At 35.5% G+C, this 23,622-nt stretch carries 24 protein-coding genes; 6 read left to right on the forward strand and 18 right to left on the reverse strand.

Annotated features, from left to right (window positions below; genetic code table 11):
* The first annotated feature begins 1 nt into the window (after position 1).
* A complete protein-coding gene (locus IPM14_04365; protein ID MBK9097354.1) occupies positions 2 to 511 on the forward strand; it encodes a TlpA family protein disulfide reductase in 510 nt (169 codons plus the stop codon).
* Position 512: 1 nt separating this feature from the next.
* On the opposite strand, the gene lgt is transcribed toward IPM14_04365, so the two are convergent.
* Together lgt and topA are read right to left on the reverse strand one after the other, a co-directional pair.
* Positions 513 to 1,307 (reverse strand): prolipoprotein diacylglyceryl transferase, encoded by a 795-nt coding sequence (gene lgt, locus IPM14_04370; protein ID MBK9097355.1) that lies wholly within the window; start codon positions 1,305 to 1,307, stop codon positions 513 to 515.
* A gap of 64 nt (positions 1,308 to 1,371) precedes the next feature.
* A complete protein-coding gene (gene topA / locus IPM14_04375) occupies positions 1,372 to 3,714 on the reverse strand; it encodes a type I DNA topoisomerase (GenBank protein ID MBK9097356.1) in 2,343 nt (780 codons plus the stop codon).
* Between the two features lie 191 nt (positions 3,715 to 3,905).
* Between topA and yidD the strand changes: the two genes are divergently transcribed.
* From yidD to IPM14_04400, 5 genes are all read left to right on the forward strand, one after another.
* A complete protein-coding gene (yidD, locus tag IPM14_04380; GenBank protein ID MBK9097357.1) occupies positions 3,906 to 4,118 on the forward strand; it encodes a membrane protein insertion efficiency factor YidD in 213 nt (70 codons plus the stop codon).
* Positions 4,119 to 4,132: 14 nt separating this feature from the next.
* On the forward strand, positions 4,133 to 4,858 hold the full coding sequence (gene mtgA / locus IPM14_04385; protein MBK9097358.1) for a monofunctional biosynthetic peptidoglycan transglycosylase: 726 nt from the start codon (positions 4,133 to 4,135) through the stop codon (positions 4,856 to 4,858).
* Positions 4,859 to 4,968: 110 nt separating this feature from the next.
* Complete coding sequence (locus tag IPM14_04390; protein MBK9097359.1) at positions 4,969 to 7,422, forward strand: hypothetical protein; 2,454 nt, start codon at positions 4,969 to 4,971, stop codon at positions 7,420 to 7,422.
* Positions 7,415 to 8,326 (forward strand): response regulator, encoded by a 912-nt coding sequence (locus tag IPM14_04395; protein MBK9097360.1) that lies wholly within the window; start codon positions 7,415 to 7,417, stop codon positions 8,324 to 8,326. The genes IPM14_04390 and IPM14_04395 overlap by 8 nt, the downstream gene beginning before the upstream one ends.
* Before the next feature lie 53 nt (positions 8,327 to 8,379).
* Positions 8,380 to 9,060 (forward strand): response regulator transcription factor, encoded by a 681-nt coding sequence (locus tag IPM14_04400; protein ID MBK9097361.1) that lies wholly within the window; start codon positions 8,380 to 8,382, stop codon positions 9,058 to 9,060.
* Positions 9,061 to 9,074: 14 nt separating this feature from the next.
* On the opposite strand, the gene IPM14_04405 is transcribed toward IPM14_04400, so the two are convergent.
* The 16 genes from IPM14_04405 to IPM14_04480 all read right to left on the reverse strand — a co-directional run bounded on the left by IPM14_04405 (position 9,075) and on the right by IPM14_04480 (position 23,585).
* On the reverse strand, positions 9,075 to 10,514 hold the full coding sequence (locus IPM14_04405) for a radical SAM protein (GenBank protein ID MBK9097362.1): 1,440 nt from the start codon (positions 10,512 to 10,514) through the stop codon (positions 9,075 to 9,077).
* Between the two features lie 19 nt (positions 10,515 to 10,533).
* On the reverse strand, positions 10,534 to 10,950 hold the full coding sequence (locus tag IPM14_04410; GenBank protein MBK9097363.1) for an aminotransferase class I/II-fold pyridoxal phosphate-dependent enzyme: 417 nt from the start codon (positions 10,948 to 10,950) through the stop codon (positions 10,534 to 10,536).
* Positions 10,890 to 11,849: a pyridoxal phosphate-dependent aminotransferase family protein gene (locus tag IPM14_04415; GenBank protein ID MBK9097364.1), complete on the reverse strand. Its 960-nt coding sequence runs from the start codon at positions 11,847 to 11,849 to the stop codon at positions 10,890 to 10,892. Before IPM14_04415 ends, IPM14_04410 begins: the two co-directional genes overlap by 61 nt.
* 83 nt (positions 11,850 to 11,932) lie before the next feature.
* Positions 11,933 to 13,033: a thiamine-phosphate kinase gene (thiL, locus tag IPM14_04420; GenBank protein ID MBK9097365.1), complete on the reverse strand. Its 1,101-nt coding sequence runs from the start codon at positions 13,031 to 13,033 to the stop codon at positions 11,933 to 11,935.
* A complete protein-coding gene (locus IPM14_04425) occupies positions 12,982 to 13,908 on the reverse strand; it encodes a hypothetical protein (protein MBK9097366.1) in 927 nt (308 codons plus the stop codon). The genes thiL and IPM14_04425 overlap by 52 nt, the downstream gene beginning before the upstream one ends.
* An 8-nt stretch (positions 13,909 to 13,916) precedes the next feature.
* Positions 13,917 to 14,906 carry a UbiA family prenyltransferase gene (locus tag IPM14_04430; protein MBK9097367.1) on the reverse strand — a complete coding sequence of 330 codons (990 nt, stop codon included), beginning with the start codon at positions 14,904 to 14,906 and terminating at the stop codon, positions 13,917 to 13,919.
* Positions 14,887 to 15,741 (reverse strand): SDR family NAD(P)-dependent oxidoreductase, encoded by an 855-nt coding sequence (locus IPM14_04435; protein ID MBK9097368.1) that lies wholly within the window; start codon positions 15,739 to 15,741, stop codon positions 14,887 to 14,889. Before IPM14_04435 ends, IPM14_04430 begins: the two co-directional genes overlap by 20 nt.
* A gap of 235 nt (positions 15,742 to 15,976) precedes the next feature.
* Positions 15,977 to 16,690, reverse strand: coding sequence for an SDR family oxidoreductase (locus IPM14_04440; GenBank protein MBK9097369.1), 714 nt, complete (start codon positions 16,688 to 16,690; stop codon positions 15,977 to 15,979).
* 17 nt (positions 16,691 to 16,707) lie between these two features.
* Complete coding sequence (locus IPM14_04445; protein ID MBK9097370.1) at positions 16,708 to 18,438, reverse strand: AMP-binding protein; 1,731 nt, start codon at positions 18,436 to 18,438, stop codon at positions 16,708 to 16,710.
* A gap of 127 nt (positions 18,439 to 18,565) precedes the next feature.
* The gene (locus IPM14_04450) at positions 18,566 to 19,360 is read right to left on the reverse strand and encodes a hypothetical protein (GenBank protein MBK9097371.1); all 795 of its coding nucleotides are present in this window, start codon (positions 19,358 to 19,360) and stop codon (positions 18,566 to 18,568) included.
* A gap of 86 nt (positions 19,361 to 19,446) precedes the next feature.
* Positions 19,447 to 19,584 carry a hypothetical protein gene (locus tag IPM14_04455; protein ID MBK9097372.1) on the reverse strand — a complete coding sequence of 46 codons (138 nt, stop codon included), beginning with the start codon at positions 19,582 to 19,584 and terminating at the stop codon, positions 19,447 to 19,449.
* A 29-nt stretch (positions 19,585 to 19,613) separates the two neighbouring features.
* Positions 19,614 to 20,039, reverse strand: a complete 426-nt coding sequence (locus tag IPM14_04460) for a hypothetical protein (GenBank protein ID MBK9097373.1) — start codon at positions 20,037 to 20,039, stop codon at positions 19,614 to 19,616.
* On the reverse strand, positions 20,026 to 20,862 hold the full coding sequence (locus tag IPM14_04465; GenBank protein ID MBK9097374.1) for a hypothetical protein: 837 nt from the start codon (positions 20,860 to 20,862) through the stop codon (positions 20,026 to 20,028). Before IPM14_04465 ends, IPM14_04460 begins: the two co-directional genes overlap by 14 nt.
* An 88-nt stretch (positions 20,863 to 20,950) precedes the next feature.
* The gene (locus IPM14_04470; GenBank protein ID MBK9097375.1) at positions 20,951 to 21,355 is read right to left on the reverse strand and encodes a hypothetical protein; all 405 of its coding nucleotides are present in this window, start codon (positions 21,353 to 21,355) and stop codon (positions 20,951 to 20,953) included.
* Between the two features lie 26 nt (positions 21,356 to 21,381).
* The gene (locus IPM14_04475) at positions 21,382 to 21,891 is read right to left on the reverse strand and encodes a hypothetical protein (protein MBK9097376.1); all 510 of its coding nucleotides are present in this window, start codon (positions 21,889 to 21,891) and stop codon (positions 21,382 to 21,384) included.
* A gap of 92 nt (positions 21,892 to 21,983) precedes the next feature.
* Positions 21,984 to 23,585 (reverse strand): T9SS type A sorting domain-containing protein, encoded by a 1,602-nt coding sequence (locus tag IPM14_04480; protein MBK9097377.1) that lies wholly within the window; start codon positions 23,583 to 23,585, stop codon positions 21,984 to 21,986.
* Positions 23,586 to 23,622 lie beyond the last annotated feature (37 nt).

A 23,622-nucleotide genomic window follows, 5' to 3' on the forward strand; every position in this document is an offset into this window, starting at 1 on the left:
AATGTTTGATGTTCAAAAGTATTTGATGATAGTAGTTTTGATTTTTGTTGGAATCAGTCCGATAACTTTTTCACAGGCAAAAGATTCTTATAAAGTTGAAATTATTAATGTATCAGATCTTGAAAAAATTATTAATGAAAATGATGACCAGGCATTATTGATTAATGTTTGGGCAACATGGTGCGCACCTTGCCGTGAAGAGTTTCCCGAACTGGTCAAACTGGCAAATGATTATAGTAATAAAGTTCGCGTAGTTGGAATCAGCGTTGATGAGAAAGGAGATTTGGACTCAAAAGTAATCCCATTCTTAAAAAACCAGAAAGCCTCTTTTCAAAATTATCTTTTAAAAGTGATTGATCCTGAAGATTTCATAAATGCATTAAATGAAAAGTGGGGTGGGGCAATACCTGCTACTTTTATCTATGATAAAGAAGGTAATCAAAAAGAAATGATAGTCGGTAAACAAACGTACGAGGTATTTGAAAGTGCTATAAAAAAAGTGATCAACTAGATCACTTTTTTTTTGCTTCCTGCTTAAATGATTTGAGTATAAAAAATAGTCCCAACAGCACGAAAGGAATGCTTAAAATCTGACCCATATTCAAAGCCATTCCGGCTTCAAACCCGGATTGATTTTCCTTCACAAACTCTACAAAAAATCTGAAAGTAAAAACAAATACGAGAAACGATCCGAACAGTAATCCTTTTCTGTTCTTTTCAATTCCCTTATAGTAGATGAAAAATAAAATCAAAAAGATTATTAGATACGCTATTGATTCATAAAGCTGTGCCGGATGTCTTGGCAGGTCATCCACTACTGTGAATATGAAAGCCCAAGAGACATCAGTTGGTTTTCCGATAATTTCTGAGTTGAATAGATTACCAAGCCGGATAAACGAACCACCTAATGCAGTTACAATGACAACCCTATCAAGAACCCACATCAGCGGGTAATTTTTTTTCTTGTTTGAAAATAAATAAAGTGAAATGATTATACCGATTGCAGCGCCGTGGCTTGCCAAACCACCCTCCCAAACTTTCAAAATCTCGATTGGATTTGAAAGATAATATTCTGGATTATAGAAGAGACAATGTCCAAGTCTTGCACCGATTACAGTTCCAAATATCATATACACTGATAATTGTTCAAGATCAGTTCTGGATCTGCCTTCTTTCTTAAAAACCCAGGACATAATTATATAACCGGCAACGAATGCCATTGCAAATAAAAATCCGTACCAACGGATCGATACAGGTCCGAGATGAAAAATTTCCGGACTAACACTCCATTCTATAAAAGCCAGCATATTATTTATTAATGATTATAGATTTTATTTGATAAAATACTGATTATTATTAAATCATTTCGCATCAGGATTTACTTTTGCTGAATCTTCCTCTTCGCTTTGGCTTTGATTTAGCTTCTTCAGCCAGCTTTATACATTCATCATAAGTTAAAGAAGCTGGATCAAGATCTTTTGGAATCCTTACATTCTCTTTACCGGCTTTCAGATAAGGTCCCCATCTTCCATTAAGTATTTGAAAATCAGGATTCTCTTCGAAAGTTTTGATTAATTTCTCTGCATCAGATTTCTTTTTAGCCTCAATAACTTCAATAGCTTCGTCAATTTCAATATCGTGAGGATCGTACTGACCTTTTATCGAATAAAATTTTCCATCGTATCTCACATAGGGACCAAATCTTCCAATAGCAGCAACAACTTCGTGATCATTATATTTTCCCACAACTCTCGGTAGCTTAAACAAATGAAGAGCTTCTTCAAGAGTGATGTTCTCAAGTTTTTGAGTTTTCCTCAATCCCGCATAATGCGGTTTATCATTTTCATCAGCGGGATTGCTCAATGCAGCAACTGGACCAAATCTTGCCATACGGACAGATACTTGCTTTCCTGTTGCAGGATCTTTTCCAAGAATCCTTTCGCCTGATACTCTTTCTGAAGTTTCGATTGTATGCATCACCTTTTCTTTGAATGGGGGATAAAACTCATCAAGCATTTCGTGGTAATCAATTTCACCATTGGCTATTTCATCCAGTTCTTCTTCGATATGTGCTGTAAATTGAAAATCCATTATCTGCGGAAAATGTTCAAGCAGAAAATCATTCACAAGCATCGCAACATCGTTCGGGAATAATTTTCCTTTATCCGCTCCGGTAATCTCAGTCTGTGTTTCACTCTTTATTTTTTTTGATTGATTAAGTGTCAACACAGCATATTTACGTTCTGTACCTTCACGCTCTTCTTTGTGAACGTAACCTCTTTTCTGAATTGTGCTGATTGTAGGAGCGTATGTCGAAGGTCTTCCAATTCCAAGTTCTTCAAGTTTTTTTACAAGACTTGCTTCTGTGTAACGTGCCGGTGGTCTTGTAAATCTCTGTGTTGCAGTTATTTCGTTGAAAGAAATTTTCTCACCTTTTGAAATATCAGGAAGAATTCCGCCTTCACCGTTCTCACCATTTTCATCATCGCTAGATTCAAAATAGACTTTCAGAAAACCATCAAACTTTATTACTTCACCTTTTGCAACGAACATTTTTTCAGCTTTGCTGACATTTATTTTCATCGTGGTTCTTTCGAGCTGAGCATCACTCATCTGAGAGGCAATTGCCCGTTTCCAGATCAAGTCGTACAAAGCTTTTTCCTCACGAGAACCAGCTATACTCTCTTTGCTGAAATCAGTCGGACGGATTGCTTCATGTGCTTCCTGTGCAGACTTTGATTTCGTTTTGAACTGTCTACGATGAAGATAATTTTTTCCATACTCAGTTTTTATTTGCTGTTCTGCTGCGTCGAGAGCAAGATCAGAAAGATTGACGGAATCTGTTCGCATATAAGTAATCTTGCCGGCTTCATATAATTTCTGTGCAACAAGCATTGTTCGTGCGACTGAAAAACGAAGCTTTCTGCTTGCTTCCTGCTGTAAAGTTGAAGTTGTAAATGGTGGGGAAGGAGATTTCTTTGCAGGTTTTTTCTCTACACTATCGATGAAAAAATCAGATATCTTACATTTTTCGAGAAATTCTTCTGCTTCCTGCTGTGTCTCAAAGTAATCAGGCACCTCAGCTTTGAACTCAGTCTTTTTACCATCCTTATCGGTGACAATAAAAGTTCCAGTTACTTTAAATCTTGATTCAGTTTTGAATGAATCAATTTCTCTTTCACGCTCAACAATTAATCTTACTGCAACCGATTGTACTCTTCCGGCGGATAATTTTGGTTTTACTTTACGCCAGAGAATAGGGGATAATTCAAAACCAACCAGACGATCTAAAATTCTTCTTGATTGCTGAGAGTTTACAAGATTGTAATCGATACCGCGCGGATTTTTTACAGCTTCAAGGATTGCAGGTTTAGTAATCTCGGAGAAAACAATCCGTCTGATTTTTTTTTCAGGTAACTCTAAAACTTCTTTAAGATGCCATGCGATTGCTTCGCCTTCACGGTCTTCGTCAGTTGCGAGCCAAACAGTCTCTGATTTATCAGCAAGTTTTTTTAACTCTTTCACCAAAGATTTTTTTTCTTCAGGAATTATATAATGAGGTGAAAAATTGTTTTCTACATCAATTCCTTTATCTTTTTTCTTTAGATCACGAACATGTCCATAGCTGGACGTGACTAAAAAGTCTTCTCCAAGAAATTTTTCAATTGTGCTGGCTTTTGCAGGTGATTCAACAATTACAACATTTTTTGCCATATTTTCTTTTATTTTAATTAAAGTCTCAATTTTGACGGCGCAAATTAAGTTATATTTAAAGAGAATTTCAAAGTTATTTTTTTATTGTGCGCTTATTCACTGAATTAGCAAGATTTCATTGCCTTTTGAATTAAGAATATTTTTTATAACAGAATACTAGTGTGAAAAGTTTTATCGGAAGAATTTTAAGCATTTTAGCGATTCCGTTGATCATTTTAATTAAAATTTATCAGTTGCTGATTTCGCCATTATTTCCACCATCCTGCAGGTTCACTCCAACCTGTTCTCACTATTCAGTTGAAGCATTACAGAAGTACGGTATCTTCAAAGGAAGCTGGCTGGGATTCAGAAGAATAATCAGATGTCATCCCTGGGGAGGAAGCGGTTATGATCCTGTTCCATAATTTTCAAAATGTAAATGGCAAAAAGAAAATCAAAGTTTAAACAATTCATCAGAAGATTACCAAAAATTGTTCTGAAAATTATTCTTGGTTTCATTATCGTTTCTATCTTTGTTGTGCTGCTCCTCAAATGGCTCAATCCGATCACTTCATCAATTATGATTCAAAGAAAGATCGAAGCAGTTATCACTTTTAAAGAAAGACAGATAATTGCCTATCAATGGTTCAGTTATGATGATATAGCAAAACAGATGGCACTTGCAGTAGTTGCAGCTGAAGACCAAAATTTTCCGAACCATTTTGGATTTGATTTTGAACAGATTGAAAAAGCTATTGAGCAGCACAACCGTGGAAGAAAACTTCGAGGTGCTAGCACAATCACTCAGCAAGTTGCAAAAAATTTATTTCTCTGGGAAGGAAGAAGTTTTATCAGAAAAGGTTTTGAAGCTTACTTCACTGTTTTGATTGAACTGCTGTGGAGTAAAGAAAGAATTCTCGAAGTGTATCTCAACATAATAGAAACCGGAGATATGATATTCGGAGTTGGCGCAGCAAGCCAGATCTATTTTAAGAAGCTTCCCTCGAAACTGAACAGAAGTCAAGCGGCTTTAATTGCTGCAACGATTCCAAATCCAAATCGTTTTTCCGTGAAAAGACCATCAGGATATGTTTTAAGAAGACAAGGCTGGATACTAGGACAAATGAGCTCACTCGGTGGAGTTGAATATCTTAAAAATCTTTAGTTATTTTTGCTGTGTGGAGGCAATTTTTGTTCTGTTTTTAATGATTAATTAAGTCCGCATTAATTCACTGATAGTTTAATTTAAAAATTAATGTAAGGAAAACTGACCAAGTGAAGCAGTCTGTTTTAGGTGATGTTTCACTACTAATCGCAGATATCCTGATTTTTTTTATCTGCGTTGGAGGATTATATCTTATAACTCTAAAAGCAGGCTTACCTTTTAAAACTTCAGTCGAAAACTCTTCCTTAATTGTTTCCGAAAATTCTCATAAAATTAAAGACATAATTCCTGGCGATGAAATCATAAGTATCGACTATCACACCTTTACAAAATGGGAAGAAGTAGAACTGTATCTTGATGGTAAAAGAATCGGAGAAAGTATCTATCTGGAATTAAAGAGGAATGGATCTTCTGCTCTCGTTTCAGTTCATCTTACTAATTATTATACTCTTTTCGATCTTATAATCATTTCCCTCGTAGGAATTACATTTTTTGGAATGGGTGTTTTTGTTCGTTTGAAAGCTCCGGGTAATAACTCCGCACAGTTCTTCCATTGGGCAAGCATCGGACTGGGGATGGTAATAGTGATGACAGCTGGCTACTTTAATATTCAACCGTCTGGTTATGGTCACTTTAACAGAATCTTGTGGTTATTTGCTTATAGTGTTACTCCTGTATCATTTATTCATTTCACTGCTTCATTCATTAAGGAAAAAATTAAAGGGATTCGAAATATTTTATGGTTTTTTTATATAAGTGCATTCATCAATACAATTATTCTAACCTATCTTTTTCTTGATTCAACACTTGGTGGGAATACTGAGAGTTTAAAATATTATGTCACTTTCTTCAATTCATTCTTCCGATTATTCCTTATAAGTTGTATAGTCATTGCAATATCGATATGTATTTACGCATACAGATCTACCAATGAAATTGAAGAACGAAAAAGGCTTCAGTGGCTGCTGCTAGGTTTCTTTATCGGTCCGCTCAGCTTCGTAATTTTTTGGGTTATTCCGATCTTCCTGACTGGATACAGTCTCATTCCTGAATCTCTCGTTTTGATATTTCTAACAGCTATTCCGATAACCTTCAGTATAGCTATTGTTAAATATCACTTAATGAATATCAATCTGATTATAAGAAGGAGCGTTGTCTACACAATCATCCTTGGTATAATAATTTTAACATACATCGGAATCTCTTCACTGATTACACTTTTTGTAAGCGACATTAATCCTGCCTTCCCATCAGTGATAACGGCATTTGCAGTTGTAGCTTTGCTGCAGCCAGTCAAGAATGCCATTCAGAAATTCGTTGATAAAAAATTTTTCAGAGTTGAGTATGATTATCGTGAAGAACAGCAGAAGTTTCTAGATGAAATAAAAAATATTTTCGATATTCACTCACTTGCTGATTTAATTGTAAATCGTACAGATAATTTAATTCCGGTTGAAAAAATCGGATTCTTTGAACTGATCAAGGAAACCGGACGAGTGAAGATAATCGCAAATAAAGGCTGGGAAATGCTGCAAAGCAGAAGTATCAGGTTTGAATCAGAAAATCTGAAAACTGATTTATCTATTCCGGTAGCTGTTGATGATAGAGTTGAACCAGGACTTAAAATTGAATCTGCTGATATAAAAGTATTTAAAAGATGGGGAATGGTGCTTGTCTTTCCTGTAAAATCCCCGGGAGGAATTATACATGGATTTCTTGTGCTTGGAGCAAAAAAATCCGGTCAAAGATTTCTGAAAGACGATATTGACCTGTTGAATACAGTTGCGGCGGCAGCTGCACTTGCAATCGACAGAATAAAACTTCAGGAAGAATTAATTCTTGAACAATTGGAAGCAAAACGACTTGAAGAACTGAACGAGTTAAAATCCTTTTTTATGCAGACAATAACACATGAGCTAAAAACTCCTTTAACTTCTATTAAAATGTTTACTGAAAAGTTACAGAATAAAAAGAACCTTGATTCTGAAAAGGCTGATTTCTCATTGAAAGTTATTGATGGGGAGAGCGACAAGCTCAGAAGATTGATTGATAATATATTAGACTACGCAAGAATTGAAAAGGGTATGAAGACTTATAATCAAAAACCAGTAGACCTTACTTTGGTCGTCCGCAAAGCCATTGAGTCAATGAAATATCAATTTATGATTAGTAAGCAATCAGTTGAATCTTGCATTCCATCAGAAAAAATATTTATCAATGCAGATGAAGAAGCAGTTGAGAGAGCTATAACAAATTTGTTAACAAATGCCAGCAAGTATTCCTTCCCTGAAAGTAAAACATCAGTGACTGCAGGTTTATCAGACAAAAGAGCATTTGTAGAAGTAAAAGACCAGGGCAGGGGAATTCCTGAAGAGGATTTAAAGTACATATTTGAACCGTTTAAGAGAGTGACGACACAGGAAACAAAGAAGATTGAAGGAACTGGCTTAGGACTCGCGATTGTAAAACATATTATGGATGCACATCAAGGACAGATTGAAGTTGAAAGCAAAGTTGGTAAAGGAAGTAAATTCACATTGTGGTTTCCATTAACAAATGAATAAAAAAATTTTGGTTGTTGAAGATGAACCTGCAATTTTGTTAGGACTCGAAGAATTTCTCAAAGAAGAAAACTTTGAAGTAATTAAATCCGACGATGGAAAACAGGGTTATGAGCTTGCATTAAAAGAAATACCTGACCTTATCTTGCTTGATGTTAATTTACCTTCAATTGATGGCATCCAGGTTTGCAGAATGTTGCGCGAAAAAGGATTTCAGAACCCGATAATTATTTTAACTTCAAGAGGAGAAAAGATTGATAAAGTAGTCGGACTAGAGGTTGGTGCCGATGATTATGTTACTAAACCGTTTGACACAAGAGAACTACTTGCCAGAATAAGAACAAATCTCAGACGTTCCGGTTTGGAAGCAGATAGAGAGACAGTCATCGAAAAAAAGGAAGAATTACAAAAGCATCTACTTGCTATAATGTTTTCAGATATGAAAAACTACTCAAAAAAAATGAACAGGGATGAAGAACTTGCATTAACGCTGTTGCAAGATCATAATGATATAATGAAAAATTCAATTAGGAAATTTAATGGCAGAATTGTTGAAATAATTGGTGATGCATTCCTTGCTGCTTTTGAAAGTGCCATAGACTGTCTGAACTGCTGTTTGAATATTCAGAAAAAATTCAGTGAATATAACTTATTAAAACCGAAGCATCAGAAAATCAAAGTGAGAATTGGAGTTCACGTTGGTGATGTAATTGAATTTGAAGGCGGTCTTAAAGGAGACGCATTGAATGTTGCTGCAAGAATCCAGCAGATCGCCGAACCCGGAACCATTTATGCATCAGAAAACTTTTACTTAACGGTGAAGGGGAAAACCAGTACGGAGTTCAAAAAATTAGGAGCATTTCAATTGAAAAATATTAAGGAAGAGATAGATATTTATATCGCTTAATTTATTATTTTATTTCTAACCTGATTCTCATAAATATTTTTTCGGGAGGCATAATGAAAAAAATATTAATTATTGAAGATGATCCGGCAACAATAACTGGATTGGAAGAATCTCTCAAAGAAGAACATTACGAAGTCTCAACTTCAATGTCCGGACAAATGGGATATGACAAAGCCATTGAAAATGGATTCGATCTTATCGTACTCGATTTGATGCTGCCAGAGAAAAATGGAATTGATGTTTGCAGGGATTTAAGAAAAAATGGAGTGAATACGCCAATAATCATGCTCACCGGAAGAAAAGAGGAAGTTGATAAAATTATTGGATTGGAGATTGGAGCTGATGATTATGTTACCAAACCATTCAGTACAAGGGAACTTTTAGCGAGGGTAAAAGCTTTATTACGCCGCCCAAAAGAAATGAGTAAAAATATAGAAGAGTATTCATTCGGTGATGTTCACTTTGATTTTAAAAAACAGGAAGCAAAAAAAGCAAGTATCTCTATAAAACTTTCGGCAATGGAATTCAAATTAATGAAATATTTTATCGAAAGAGAAGGTGAAGTAATTGACAGGAATACTCTGCTCAACGATGTATGGGGTTATGAAAATTATCCATCAACAAGAACCGTAGATAACTTTATTCTGAACATCAGAAAAAAAATTGAAGACGATCCCTCAAAACCAAAACACCTTGTTAAAGTTCCAAGAGTAGGATATAAGTTTGTGAAATAGTTGACTGAGTCATTTCAATTTGTCGGCAATGATTTGAACTGTTTACTTCTAAATTCTTTGAAAGGAATTAGTGATTCCTTTGCTGATTTCACTTTGTTTCTATTAAAAACTCTCTCCGTTGCATGATGTTTTTGAAATATTGAAAGCTTGAAGTAAATGACTGTCGATATCAAAACTTTCATAATAAACTGTGGAATTGATTCCTGAACTGACTGCTTTCTTAAAAATTTCATCCATCTTCTGAAAATATTCTTCCAGGAATAGAATATTTTATTTACTCTTCTGTATGCTTCATAAATTTCTTCTTCAGTCAGGTTATTGTGTTTGAAAAGAACATGATCACCCTCGTAGTGTGTAATGTTCTCATCAACCAACCTTCCTTCAGATTTAATTTTGTCATATAAAGGTGTACCATAAATAGGGATTGAAATGGATGGAAGAATAACATTACAGCCAACTTCGTCGAGTTTTTCAGGAAGAGTTTCATAATATTCTTTTGTGTCTTCATCAAGTGCGAACATCAATCCTGTAAACGTCAAAATTCCTTTTCGATTAAGTTTGTCGAAGTACTCTTTGTATTCCTGAACTTTGTTTTGTTTTTTCTGAACTCCACGCAAGCTATCCTCATTTAATGATTCCATCCCCAGAAAAGACATTCTACAATTTGCTTCATCCAATGCTTCAACAAAGTCATCATCTCTTAAACATTCGATACTGTATTGTGCACCAATTGCCCAAAATTTTAGTTTTGCTATTTCTCTTAAAAGCTCTTTAGCATACTTAAGATCGCCACCAAGATTATTATCAAGCAGCATTGCCATTTTTCTTTTATAGAATGGTAAACCATCTGTATTTGTTAAATCTCTAATCACATCATTTACAGGTCTTGTTCTGTGAGGAGTACGAACAATATTCAATTGGCAGTATGTACAGGGATGCGGACAACCTCTTGTTGCTTCTGTTACAATTGGTGAAAAATATTTCTTCTCAACCAAATCATATCTTGGCGGTGGAATATTTTCAAGTGATGGAGTCAAACCAGCTTTATAACGCGGCTTAAGCTTTCCATAGACCATGTCATAAACCATTTGCGGCCAAACTGTTTGAGCTTCTCCAACGAGTATAGAATCAAAATGCGGCTGTACTTCTTCAGGAAATGTTGATGCAAACTTGCCGCCACCGACAACAATTTTGCCCATCGCTCTGAATCTTTCTGCGACCTGGTAAGCGTGTGGAGAGATGTAATCCATAAAACTGAGTGCAATAAAATCAGCATCAGTATTGTAGTTGATTGGTCTTACCATTTCGTGAAGAACTTCAACTTCAACAATCGGTGGTGTCAATCCTGCGAGTAAAATTCCAGGCAAAGGTGGTGCTGGATTACGCGCGTAATATGGTTTTTCGTCAATCAGATTTTGAAACAATACGATTATCAGGAGTTTTGGCTTCTTCATTTTCATTTCTCCTTCATTATTAATTAACCAATACTTTAACAGAGTTTGAATCCATTTTTGCTTCCGCTTTGTTTTTTCTCCAGATTTCAGCAATTACTTCCATCAATCTATCAATATCTTCCTTTGTGTGAGTTGCCATCACACTTATTCTGAAACGCTGCTGTGATTTTGGAACCGCGGGATATTCAATCGAATTAAGAAAAATTCCTTTCTGATGAAATTCATACGAAGCATCTCTGATATTCATTTCTGCCGGAACCATCAGCGGAAAAATTGCAGTTAAATTATTTGCTGGAAAACCAAGCTGCCTCAAGCAGGAAGCAGTGTAGTTAATATTGTCCTGTAACTTTTGATGCAGCTCAGGTTCCTTTTCCATTACATCGAGTGCAGCGAGCACTGTTGCAACAACAGTCGGCGGAAGCGAAGCAGAAAACATGTAAGATCTGGCAAAAATCTTAAATAATTGATTATTGATTTTGATGCAGCAACGAAACCACCTGTCACTGCAGAAGTTTTACTGAAAGTTCCCATCGTGATATCAATTTTTCCATCAAGCCCAAAATGCTCTGCAGTTCCGGAACCTTTCCTACCCATAACTCCCGTTCCGTGTGCATCATCGAGGATCAGGATTGCATTATTCTTTTTGCAAATCGGAACAATTAAATCAAGCGGTGCAACATCTCCATCCATTGAATAAACGCCTTCAACTCCAACGAAACGATCTTTGAATTTCATTGATTCGGTTCGTTCCAGAGTTTGTGAGAGCATTTCGACATCATTGTGTGAAAAGTGAACTGCCTGTGCACCGGACATTTTAATTCCATCATGGAATGAAGCGTGACTGTATGAATCGTAAACAACAAGATCTTCGTTGTTCATTAAAGCTGAAACTAAACCGACGTTAGCACCGTAACCGCTGGAGAATAACAGAACGTCTTCTGCACCTTTCAGTTCAGCAAGTCTTTCTTCAAGTTCGTGATGAAGTCCTGTGTAGCCGTTCAGTAAAGGAGGTCCACCTATTCCTGCACCATACTTTTCAATAACTTTTTGAACAAATGCTTTTATGTATGGATGATTTGCCAGACCAAGATAATTATTCGAACCAAACATCAGCATATCTTTAACTTCGCCAGTGTACGCATCAACTACAGTGACGGTTCTGTCAGCAGCACTTGTAATACATCTGAGATGCAGCATTTGCTTATTGCTCATTAAACTTTCAAGGAACGAATCGAAGAATTCAGTTTTGTCATTAAGATTCATTTTTCTTCCCCTGATTAGGATATCTCTAAGATCGAAATTTTCTCCGCCCATATATTCATTTGTCTGTGCCATTTTATTTTCCTTTCTGTGATTAGATATTCATTCTTTCCACCAGTAATCTAACAGGAAAGGGAGGGGCAGATGTCAGGGAATTGTCATTTGGATGTAAAATGAAGATCGTGAGATTTTCTGAGTTCAGAATCATACTCCAAAAGCAGCTTTAAATAGTGATTGACGTCACCTTTTGTTTCGAATGGAAGATTTCTGACAAATGCGGAATTGATTGCAACAGACTTTTCGTGAAGATTGATTCTGATCTCCTTTTCTGAAATAACTTTACCAAGCTCAATTGGTACAAATCCATACTCATTTGCTTCTTCCAGAAATTCGTGCTTTAAGTTATGGGGTATTGTGAAAACTAATTCAAATTCACCGTGTTGACCAGCAAGCAATAACCAGGATGGGATGCTAAATTTTTTAGAATAGTTTACTGCTTCATCGTCAATCAAAGATTCTTGACTTTCTGTTATTTCAAATCCGACATTGTTCAATCGCATCAACTGATCAAGTGTTGAAATTAGTCCATCACTTGTGTCCATACAGGTAGAAGCATACTCAGAAATCAATTCAGACTCTTTTATTCTCGCAACAGGTTTATATGTTATAAGATTATTTGTTTTAGAAATCAATTTTGAAATAGCATATGCATTTCCGATTCCCAATTTTCCGGAGGAGTAAAGCAAGTCACCAGGTTTGCAACCAACTCGTGATAAAATCTTTTCGTTGTTAATTATTCCGATCGCTGTTCCTGTTAACACAAACTTTTCGCCTTCATTCGTATCACCGCCTAAAACGTAGGTGCCGTATTCTTTACAAGCATCTGAAATTCCTTTTTGAAGCTGCTTTATTTTTTCATAATTGAAATCTTTCGGGATTATTTCTGAAATAATAATTCCAATTGGTTTTGCACCGACTGCTGCCAGATCACTTATATTCACAGTTACGATCATCCATCCGATTAAATATGGATCGTCATACAGTTCGGTTGAGATTTCTTCAGAAATGCTGTCTGTTGTTATTGCAAGTTTCAGTTCACCTAGTTGAACAATCTCCGCATCACTTTCGTGTGGTTTGTTCAACTGATCAGGAGATCTTTCAAAACCTGAAATCAGGTTGTTGATGATTTTATTTTCCAATATTTCATTTAATTGATACATACTTTTATTAATTCCGGAATTACGTAAAATTCTGTACATTTTGTTGTGATTACTTCACCATCGAATTCCACTGCAAACTCCTTCTCAGAAGATATTTTTATTCTGTTTGTTTGCCAGAATTTTTTATTCAACCCATTATCGGATTTTCCTTTGCTTAGTTTATAGAACAGTTTCAGCAATTTTATTTTCGATAATGAATCATATAGATGAACATCGAACAAACCGTTATTAAACAGAGGATCAGACTGAAATCTAAGCTTGCCTGTAAAATACGGTGACTTAAGTATTCCCAGGTTTGAGATATTTGATGTAAAGGATTCATTGTTCACCTCCAATTTTATTTGAAAATTTTTATATGTGAAAATGTTTTTGAGTACTGTGTAGATAATGGCTGCTTGAGTGTTAATCTTTTTAAGATATTGTAAAATGAAATCCGGATTGTTGAAAAAATGATTCCCTTCAGCAGTTATTCCGAGGCTTGCGTTGATGAGAAAATATTTATTTAAAATCTTACCATCGCATTCGTATTGAATGCAGCCAATATCCCTGCTAATGGCTTCTTTAAAGTTTAATTTATATGGAATCGAATTAAGAACATTTTGTTGAGAAAATGGCTTATGAAAATCATTACTCGAACCAATACCAACAGCACCAAGGTTTATTTGGCTTAGGATTTCCGGTTTCAAAAGATTAATGCATCTGTTTATAAAATAATTGATCGAGCCATCACCGCCGGCAATTACAAAATCAGTTTTGCCACTTCTCACCGAGTCAATAATAAATTTATCGACCGGTCCGTTTTTTCCAACAATAAAAGTTTCAGTTGAACCATTGAGATGCAAATGTTTGTAAATGCTTTCCCACTTTTTTAATGCTGTCCCACCACAAGAATTTTTATTTAACACAACAATCATTTTATCACCTATATCTGATCCTTAGCCGGCCTGAGCTTTAGGGTAAGCAGATAAGAAAGGTAGAACAAAATCAAACCTACAGACCATTCCAGCTTGTTTACGATTGCCAGTCCTGACAATGTAAGAATATAACTATGTACGCACGGAGCGATTGCGCGGAATGCTTCTTTATCAGAAGTTACAGTATGCAAGCAAATTTGAGTCGCCATAGACATTCCCATTCCAACATAAATGAAAACAGAAGCGATAATTAGATTCGTAAATGGAACTGAATCTAGAGCAAGAATAACTATTAGAACAAATAAAGATATGGTTACGATTCCACTGAAAACGTCACTTACTACAGAGGCAATTTTTCTTCCATATTTAACAGGAAGTGTATTGTAATTTGTAGCTTTGTCTGCGGAAATATCTTTGAAATATCCAGTGAGAACAAAATTTGCATAACCAAAGAAGACAGAGATGATAGCAACTATGAAAATCGGATTAGCTATATCTATTTTGATTTTACCAACTGCAGCGAAATATGACATTGCAAATAGAGCAAGAAGAATCCATGCATTGTAGAAAGGACCTGCCCACCATTTTCTTTTAAAGTCAGTGTAAGTTGCAAGTCCGAATCCTGCTAATGTCCCAAGTCCAATGTTGATAGGATTGAAGTATGCGAATACAGAAATACAAAACAGCAAACCAATTGAACTGAAAATGAGAAAATAATTTCTGTTTACCACTCCTTGTGTTAGCGGTCTGTAAGGAGAGGATATTGAATCTGTATCGATCTGGTAGCAATCGGTGAATGCTTGTCCGAATCCATAAGATAAAAATCCAGCAAGGAAAATCAGAATTGCTTTTGCTATTTCTAATTCTTGTGCGAAAGACATACCAACAATTGTAGTCGCTCCTGAAACGAACATCAGGTAGGGTCTCATTGTTATAATGTAAGCCTTCAAAAATTTATACGAGAGAACAGGGTACTGTTCAACTGATAGAGTATTCATCTTGAACTCCTTTCATCAAACTAAAACTGCAGTAGCGGTTGAGATATTTTATTTTTCCTGATAAGCCAAGTTTGTGCAATAATTTGTAAACGATAGAAAAAATCTTTGGTGAAAAGACCAGCAGCTTTGATGCAAATGATTGACTGAACGGAATTATTTTTTCAATTGTCGGTTTGTGAATTACCTGCAAAACAGCATTAGCAACATCTATTGGACTGATAGGTTTGCTTAAAAAGGAGATTGAGGATTTGTCGGATTGTGCTTCGTTGTCAAGCATTTTTGTAATAACTGAACCGGGAGTTATCAAACTAACTTTAACATTAGTTCCTTGTAATTCTTCGAAAAGAGAAAATGTAAATCCTCTCAGTGCAAATTTTGTTGCGCTGTAAACGGCTGAATAGGGCATCGGAACAATTCCTCCGAGTGAACCAATATTAATTATGTGACCACTTCCTTGAGATTTCATTATTAAGAGTAATTTTTGAGTAATAATGAGTGTCGAAATTAAATTCACATCGATCATTTTTCTGAGTTGATGTACTTCGAGATTTGAAAATTCACCCGGTTCTAGAATTCCGGCACAATTTATAAGTACATCTATTTTTCCAAATTTCTGAAATGTAAACGATAAAAGCTTTTCAATATCATCTGGATTAGTTACATCCGCTTGGAGCCATAGAATATTTTTATTCAAGGAATAAGATGGAAGATTTTGGTTGAAGACCGCAACAACATTTGCATCAGATGACGCAAGTTTGTTCACGATAGAATTCCCTATTCCACCGGAACCACCTGTAACTACGATTACTTTATTTTTTATCGAATTGCCTGACATTTTATTACCTGTTAATAATTTTTTCTTCTACCAGAAGAATAAATTATAAGGAGTCAGGAATTGTCAGGGAATTGTAAAAGGGATGTAAGAGTTTGTTTATATTGTTATTCCGGTCGATCCGGCAACTGCCGGAGAAGAACCGGAATCTAGGATTGGAATTTGGTTATGGATTCCGTGTCAAGCACGGAATGACAATACTAGTTTGTTGGAATTTGGTAACGTATGACAAATATATTTACTTTTCCTCTCCGAACCACTCGAGTGAGATCACCTGACCAGTTATATATCTTGATTCATCCGAAGCAAGAAAGATGCATGCATCTACCTGGTCTTCTGGTGTGAGCATTTTGGTCTTATCTTCTTTTATTTTTGCTCGAATTGCTGTATCAGCTTTGCCCGGTGCAATAGCGTTAACGCGAATGTTATCTTTCTTTCCTTCTTCAGCACAAGCTTTTGTGAATCCTATTTGTCCCCACTTACTTGCGCAATAAGCAGAAAGCATTGGATAACCAACCAAACCACCCAGAGACGAAACATTTATTATCGAACCTCCGCCGGAATTTTTCATCGGCTGCCAGACGTGTTTTGTACAGAGAAAAGTTCCTGTGAGATTAACCTTTAAAACTTTTTCAAATGATTCAAGCGGTGTTCCGTATACCGGGCGCATAGAGCCTATACCTGCATTATTAATTAGTACATCAATTTTGTTGAACTTCTTTAATGTAGCACTTATCAGGTTCTTCACCTGATCTTCATCAGAAATATCGCAAGTAATTCCCAGACTTTCTCTGCCGAGGTTCCTTACTTTATCTTCAACTAATTTTATTTCAGATTCAGTACGTGCAGCAACAACAATGTGCGAACCCTGATTTGCAAAACCAAGGGCAATAGCTTTACCGATTCCACGGCCACCACCTGTAATAATTGTTACTTTGTCTTTAAGTCTCATATTCTTATCCCGGTTAATCAAACCATCGTCATCTCTTTTACGTTGACTGCATATCGTTTCACTTTCTGTGTCGTCGTTTTTTCCAGTTCATGCTCATGGATATAGAAATTTTTTATTTGCTTGAATGCAGGTAATTGCCTGTTTGTTTCTTTGACGGCATCTGAAATCATTTGTCCAACTAATTCAGGGGTTATTTCTATACTATTACTGGTTGAGTATTCGATAAATGCAGGAGTATCAGGAACTATAAGAGCGACAATTCTTTCATCGTGCTTTTCATCTTCTTCACCATAAACCATACTCTCAAGAACATACTGGTTACGGTTTAGTATATCTTCTATTTCTTCAGGATAGACATTTTCACCGTTGTTTGCGATTATCACATTTTTCTTCCTTCCGTTTATGAAAAGAAATCCTTCTTCGTCAAAGTATCCCAAATCTCCGGTTTTGAACCAGTCGTTCTCAAAAGTTTCTTTCGTGGCTGTCGGATTTTTATAATAACCGGGCATAACACTGGGACCTCTTGCAATAAGTTCTCCGACTCCTTTTTTATCAGGATTATCGATTTTTATTTCAACATTTGGTAATGGTAATCCTGCAGCGGCATCTTTGAAATTATCTAATCTGTTAAGAGCAAGTATCGGCGATGTTTCGGTTAATCCATACCCCTGAATTATATTGAAACCAACTTCCCGGAAAAACTTAGATACCTTTGGATCCGGTGCAGCACCTCCGGCAATGAGTAACCTCATATTTCCGCCAAGAGTTTTATGAATTTTTCCAAACAAAAGTTTCTTTGAACTTTTTAGTCCAAAATTTTGAGCAATGTCAGTAATGTTTATAAAAAGATTAACTAATATCGATGATGATTTTTTTGATTGGATCTTTTTCAAAATCTTATTGTACATCTTGTTGTATAACAAAGGTGCACCGAGAAGAACAGTTGGTTTGGAACTTGCTAAATCTTCAGGAATAGTTTTAAGAGAACGTGCAAAGTGAACTGAAGCTCCGGAATATAAAGGACATAATAATCCGCAGGTACATTGATATGTGTGATGAATCGGAAGCACTCCAAGAAACCTATCCTCAGGATAAATAGTTACCATTTGTCTCATAGCCACAAGATTAACTGCAAGATTTCTTTGAGTGAGCATAACACCTTTTGCTCTGCCAAGAGAACCTGAAGTATAGATTATCTCTGCAACCTCGTCAGGATTGATTTTTGGTAGTAGAATATCTGTGATGTTTTCACTTTTTATCATCTCAGTCATTGAATAAATATCATTCTCGTGCTTTTCCGTATCCATACAGATATAGTGATTTAATTTCACCAAAACATCTTTTTTCTCTTTGAATAAATCCATAAGCGAGCCGGAAAAGATCAGTGCAGATGCATCTGATTCGTGTATAATATTTAAAATATCTCCGTGAGGAAGACCTTTATCAACAGGCACAATTACAAAATCAAACATCATCGATGATAAAAATGCAATTGCCCACTGTACACGATTCTCACCAATCACTGCAACGTGGTCTCTAGGTTTCAGTCCAATCTTTTGGAGCGAGCTGCCAAACCGTATCGTATATTCATAAAGTTTCGTATATGTTACTTTTGAAATAGGATAATCAGTTAAATCTTCGAGAGCAAGTTTGTTTGTGTAGGTCTTTGCTGATTTGATCAGCATTTCCTGAATTGATTCAATTTGCGGGACATCAAATAGTTTAAGTTTTGAGGAATTTTCGCTCATCTCATTCTCCTTGCATAATCTTTTAAATACGATATAAGAATAGTAATCAAGATTTATTCAATTGTCAAAGGAAAGTAAACTCTTTCTAATATTTAAGGTAATAAATTCATATTCTTATCATTAAATGCTACAATGTAAAATCCACTTGCATCATAGGCATAACGAACAGTGATGAAGAGGCTTCATTTAATTGAGAAATAAAATAAAATCTTGTTCCAACGAGCAGTCGTGTATACTCACCAAAATCAAACGTAAGTCCCGGAGTAAAATGAAAAAACCCGATTGTAGTTTCTCCCCGTAAGTCGTATACAATTTCCCTGTAAAAATCGAAGTAGTAGTATTCATCATAGTAGTCTTCATCCGGTTCAGCAGGTTCAAAATCTGCGAGAGTCTGCCAGCTGTATCCTGCATTTACGAAAAAATTAAATATCCAATCAGGAGAGCAGGAATTAATCGTCAGGTTGATGAATGGATTGAAATGCGATGTCTCATCAACATCATGATAAAATATAACATAATCATCTGCACCTGATGATCCTGTATATTCTACTGATTCAACAGTGTATGCATCGTACGCGATTGATTGAATATGAGCACCGGCATCTAGTCTGAATGCAATATAATTTTTACCGACACCAAACAAACCGAGCCCGAAATTTCCTCCCCACAGACTTTTATTATTCTCACTCGAATAATTAACACCACCAAAAAGAGCAAGATTTCGGGTAAGCTTTATGTCAATGTCAAGTCCTGCATTAACGGAAGGAACAGACCAGAAAAGATTATTATCCTGGTATTGAAATCTGTTGGCTCCGGAAACTTCTTCGTATCGGTTAATGGTTCCATCAGGATTAAAAATTGTATCCACTTCAAAAAATCCGTACTCATTGACAAGTGTATGTCCGGCTACTTTACCGCTCACATCATTTTTAGTGGTATATGAAAATCTTGGTGAAAAGGTAATTGATGGAGTCTCTGTACTGTCAGTAAAATGAATAGGAGATTGATTTATAGGCCATCAATTTCGATTTCCTGCAGATAGATGGTTGTGGTTTTTATTGTTTCATTCCCTACAGAACAGCCTGTGATGATCATTCCGCTGAGAATTAATGTTGCCATATAATATTTCAGATTATTTGTCTTCATAAAACACCTGTGATATTTAGTTATTTACTTTAATTACTTGTTTCAACTGCTACTGATGCAATCACGGCTGTCAATACTCCGATCGTTAAGATACCAATAGCGGTAAAAATTGAACCCAGCGCATCTGTTTCCTTAACCCTTATTTCGACAATATCATCTAATGCAATCTTTCCCTGAAATGGAACTGAGCTATTGAAGAATAGCAACTCTCCAGTCCCTAAAACAGTATCGTTTCTAACAGCGTACATTAATCTATCAAAATGATATTCCTTAAAATCTGTAGTCCTGATAGTTATTTCCTCCTTGGCGTTTTCATCAAGGTATGTTTTTACATCTGACCTTTGAATTTGCTGATGGGAGTAGCATCCTGTGTAATGGAAAAACGAAACTGTAAGAATAGCACAGATATATTTTTTTATTAATGTCATATTTAAAAACTTTTCAATAGATATCATGGTACTTTCTATCCTTAAGAATTTCTTTGTTCAGGATATACGCACAATGACCTCTTAGTTTCAGTACGTCCATGTTTGAATCAATATAAATAACCTGGTCATCCGATGAGGTTCCGGCGCCAATAAAAGTTCCCACTAAGAATGCTCCTAACGCAATTGCAACAAACGCAGCAGCCGCATTAAACGACTCATCCATATCAGCAGCACAGTTATCAAATGAATCAGGACCTTTGTGAGAATTACTTTTAATACTTGAAGAAACTAGTGCGCCGATAACTAATCCGATAGTACCGCCAATGCACATTCCGGCGAGAACATTCGAACTGCCTTCCAGAGTAAGTTCAGTAACCTGAGCTGCAGGGATCCTGTATCTGTTCATACCAGTGTGCTCGGCAGTTATATCACTAGCAATTATATAGAGATAATTTTCATCAAACATTTCAAGCTGAGCTTCTATTACATTTCCATCTTTCGTTGATAATAAAATATCAGGCTGATCTTTGAAGAGTTCACTATTCATTATATCGATCAACTGAATTATTTTTTTTAGACTATCCAGTGACGATTGATTCTGAATCCTTATTTGCTGATCCACCGTATCATTATTACTTGAATATAATTTGCTGATAAAAGAGTCTTTCTCGCTTAAGTAAAATACTGCATAATGAAAATCTTCAATTTCATTGTACAATCCGAAATAATTTCTCTCGAAAAGTGAGAGAGTATCACCTAATGCAGGATAAATTTGAATCAGACTATCAGCTTTCTGAGCATAAGATGATAGTGCAATCGAAAAAAAAACAATTATGATTTTAATAAACATAATTCATCTTTCACTAATCCGAATTAAAAGCGTCGGATATTGAAGCTTAAAAAATTAATTACGTTTTTCATTTTAATATTACTTCTTTCTATTGAGTAAGATCGTCTTCGATTTCAGCTGCCAGGATTAAGGTGAATACAAGTACACCAACGACTACAACTCCTGCAATTAAACCAATTGTTGCTCCAGTATCAACCTTTTTCTGTTCAAAGCTCGTAATGTCACTAATTGGAATCGAACCTTTGAACGGAGTAATAGGAGAATGACTTTCGATTGCACCATTTCCAACGAGTGAATCATTAGAAATTGAATAGTTCCCCGGAGAAAAATGATATCTTGTATAGTCTTTAGTTGTACAATAAAGTTCATCTTTATAATCTAATTGATATTTCCCCTTATCTAATTCCTCTTTACTCATTACAGCGGAGTAATAACATCCGGTTAAATTTAGAAATGATAAAATGAGAAACGATATAAAGTATTTTTTTAGCATTTTTTCCTCTTATTGTTTTCTGTTAATTAAAACATAAAACCAAAACTCAGTCCCCCGGTTGGAATAAAATCAGGATCACTTTCTTTACTATATAACGGAGTAAAAAAGATCCGGAATACAAACCCACTTGGACTAATATATCTGTAACCAACAATTCCCGTTAAAAATACAAGTGATTGATCACCTGCTGGCAGACCAAAAACTTCAACATCAGTTCCGGAGAAGTATGTCACTCCTAATCCAGCTTCAAATTTTGAAGTCTCACTTCCAATTAAATAACTAACTGTAACCGGAATATGGATAAATGTGCCCTCTGCGAAAATTATTCCCGGTGTCACACCAAAACCTCCGCGAAGTGTAACATTTTCAGATAATAACCTTTCATAATTAATAGAATAGATCAGACCGTTACCTCCTAACTCCAGATAGAGTTGATTACTTTTAAGAATATTGGGGGTATGTTGAGCAAGAGAGTTGCTCTGAAAAATTGCTGCAAAGCAGATAAGCAATAAAACGCATTTAAGATAATCTCTCATATTTATTTCCGTTTATTTTTATACTTAAAAATTTAAAGCAAGTATATGTACCTGCCGCGCTTAAATTGTCATGGATTTGTAAAAACTTAGTCCTATTTAAGTAAGAGCATGCGTTTTGTTTCAATAAAAAAATCAGTTTTGAGCTGATAGAAATAAGCCGCGCTTGGCAAGTCTCCAGGAGAAAATGTTATTTCATAACTACCTGCAGGTTTTTCCTCGTTCACCAAAGTGACAATTTCTCTACCTAAAACATCATAAATTTTCAATGTGACTAACACAGTTTGTGGAACTGAATAGACTATAGTTGTATAAGGATTAAACGGATTAGGAAAATTTTGAGAGAGATAATAAGATCTTGAAACCTCGATTTCATTTTCTACACCGGGGATTACTTCACTATAACTTGATGGCGGTGTTGCAAATTGCGGGAAGTAATAATTTGGTGGATCGGAAAAAATTCCAAGCAGTATATCAAGTGTTTCTTGTGAACCAGGCATTGCTTCCTGAGGAATATTTGGTACATAATAAGTGTACTCAAATATTTGTCCGTTGATAAGTTCGGCACTACGAACCGGAATGGTGAAATCACCATTCAGGTTTCGTGAGTATTCAACTGAGTTACAATATGTTGGAAAGCCACCAATGTTTATTTTATTTTTTCCAATGGTTAAAATATTGTGCCCGACAATATTGAAAACATTAACATCGCAAAAATCTACAGTATCAGTTGATTGTTTGAAGATTTCTGATGCATATAAAAGTTCATCATTTAAAGTTTCAACCGGAAAAATACAAGTTTCATAATCTCTCAGATAGTTAATTAATTCTGGATAATTTAGATAACTGCCATCTGGTATTTGAAAACATTGTGAGTAGATTTCGACTCCAGATGAAACACCATTATTAAGTGAAAGATCAAAATAACTAGATGTTGGAATCAACTGGTAACAGGCAGGAAGATTTCTTGCTAAAAATCTTATGATCCACCACTCAGCTTCGTTTATGAAATTAATCCATTCAAAAAGCTTTCCTTTAAGCATTACGGTTAATACTTCAGGTGCACCGAGATGTGGTGTTCCGATAAAGATCATGTTTTTAATTCTTGTATTATCGAAATTTTTTATACAGGATTTGGAAACAATTCCACCCATACTGTGCCCAATAAGATTTACTTGAGAGGTGTTAGCCCAGGTAAGAACGCTATCAATAAAGGTTGATAAAAGTTCTGCATTCGTCAAATTGTTTTTTCTCCAGTCATAAGTGAAGCAAAATAGGTTTTCTCCTTCATTATGTATGTCATCATAATCATCCAGTAGATATCCATTTGCTTCAAGGTTATCAAAAAATCCTTTGAATAAATCCATCGGAACATCAATCAATTCGTCTCTAAGAGTATTTGCGGTATCATTTCGCAGTGGTGCAACTTTAATATTAAAGTTTCCAATCGGATCAATTCCATTATCAGCCAGCCACAAACTTTGTGTAATAAATTGAGGTCCGACCCATGCTTTTTCATCAGTTGTTAAGAGATTGTTATTATTGATATCATCGTAGAGAGGTGAGCCCATAATGCCGGGGACATAAATGACAGGAATCGAAATTGTATATTGTTTAAACCTTGAGTGGAATTTTTGAGGAAAAATGATTGAACAAGCAAATAAAATAATCGATAGAGATCGGTATAATTTTCTCATTAAGGATAGCCTCCAATTCTTAAAAGTAAGATAAAAA

It is taken from the genome of bacterium, from assembly GCA_016716565.1.
In the GTDB taxonomy this organism is placed as follows: domain Bacteria; phylum Bacteroidota; class Ignavibacteria; order Ignavibacteriales; family Ignavibacteriaceae; genus IGN2.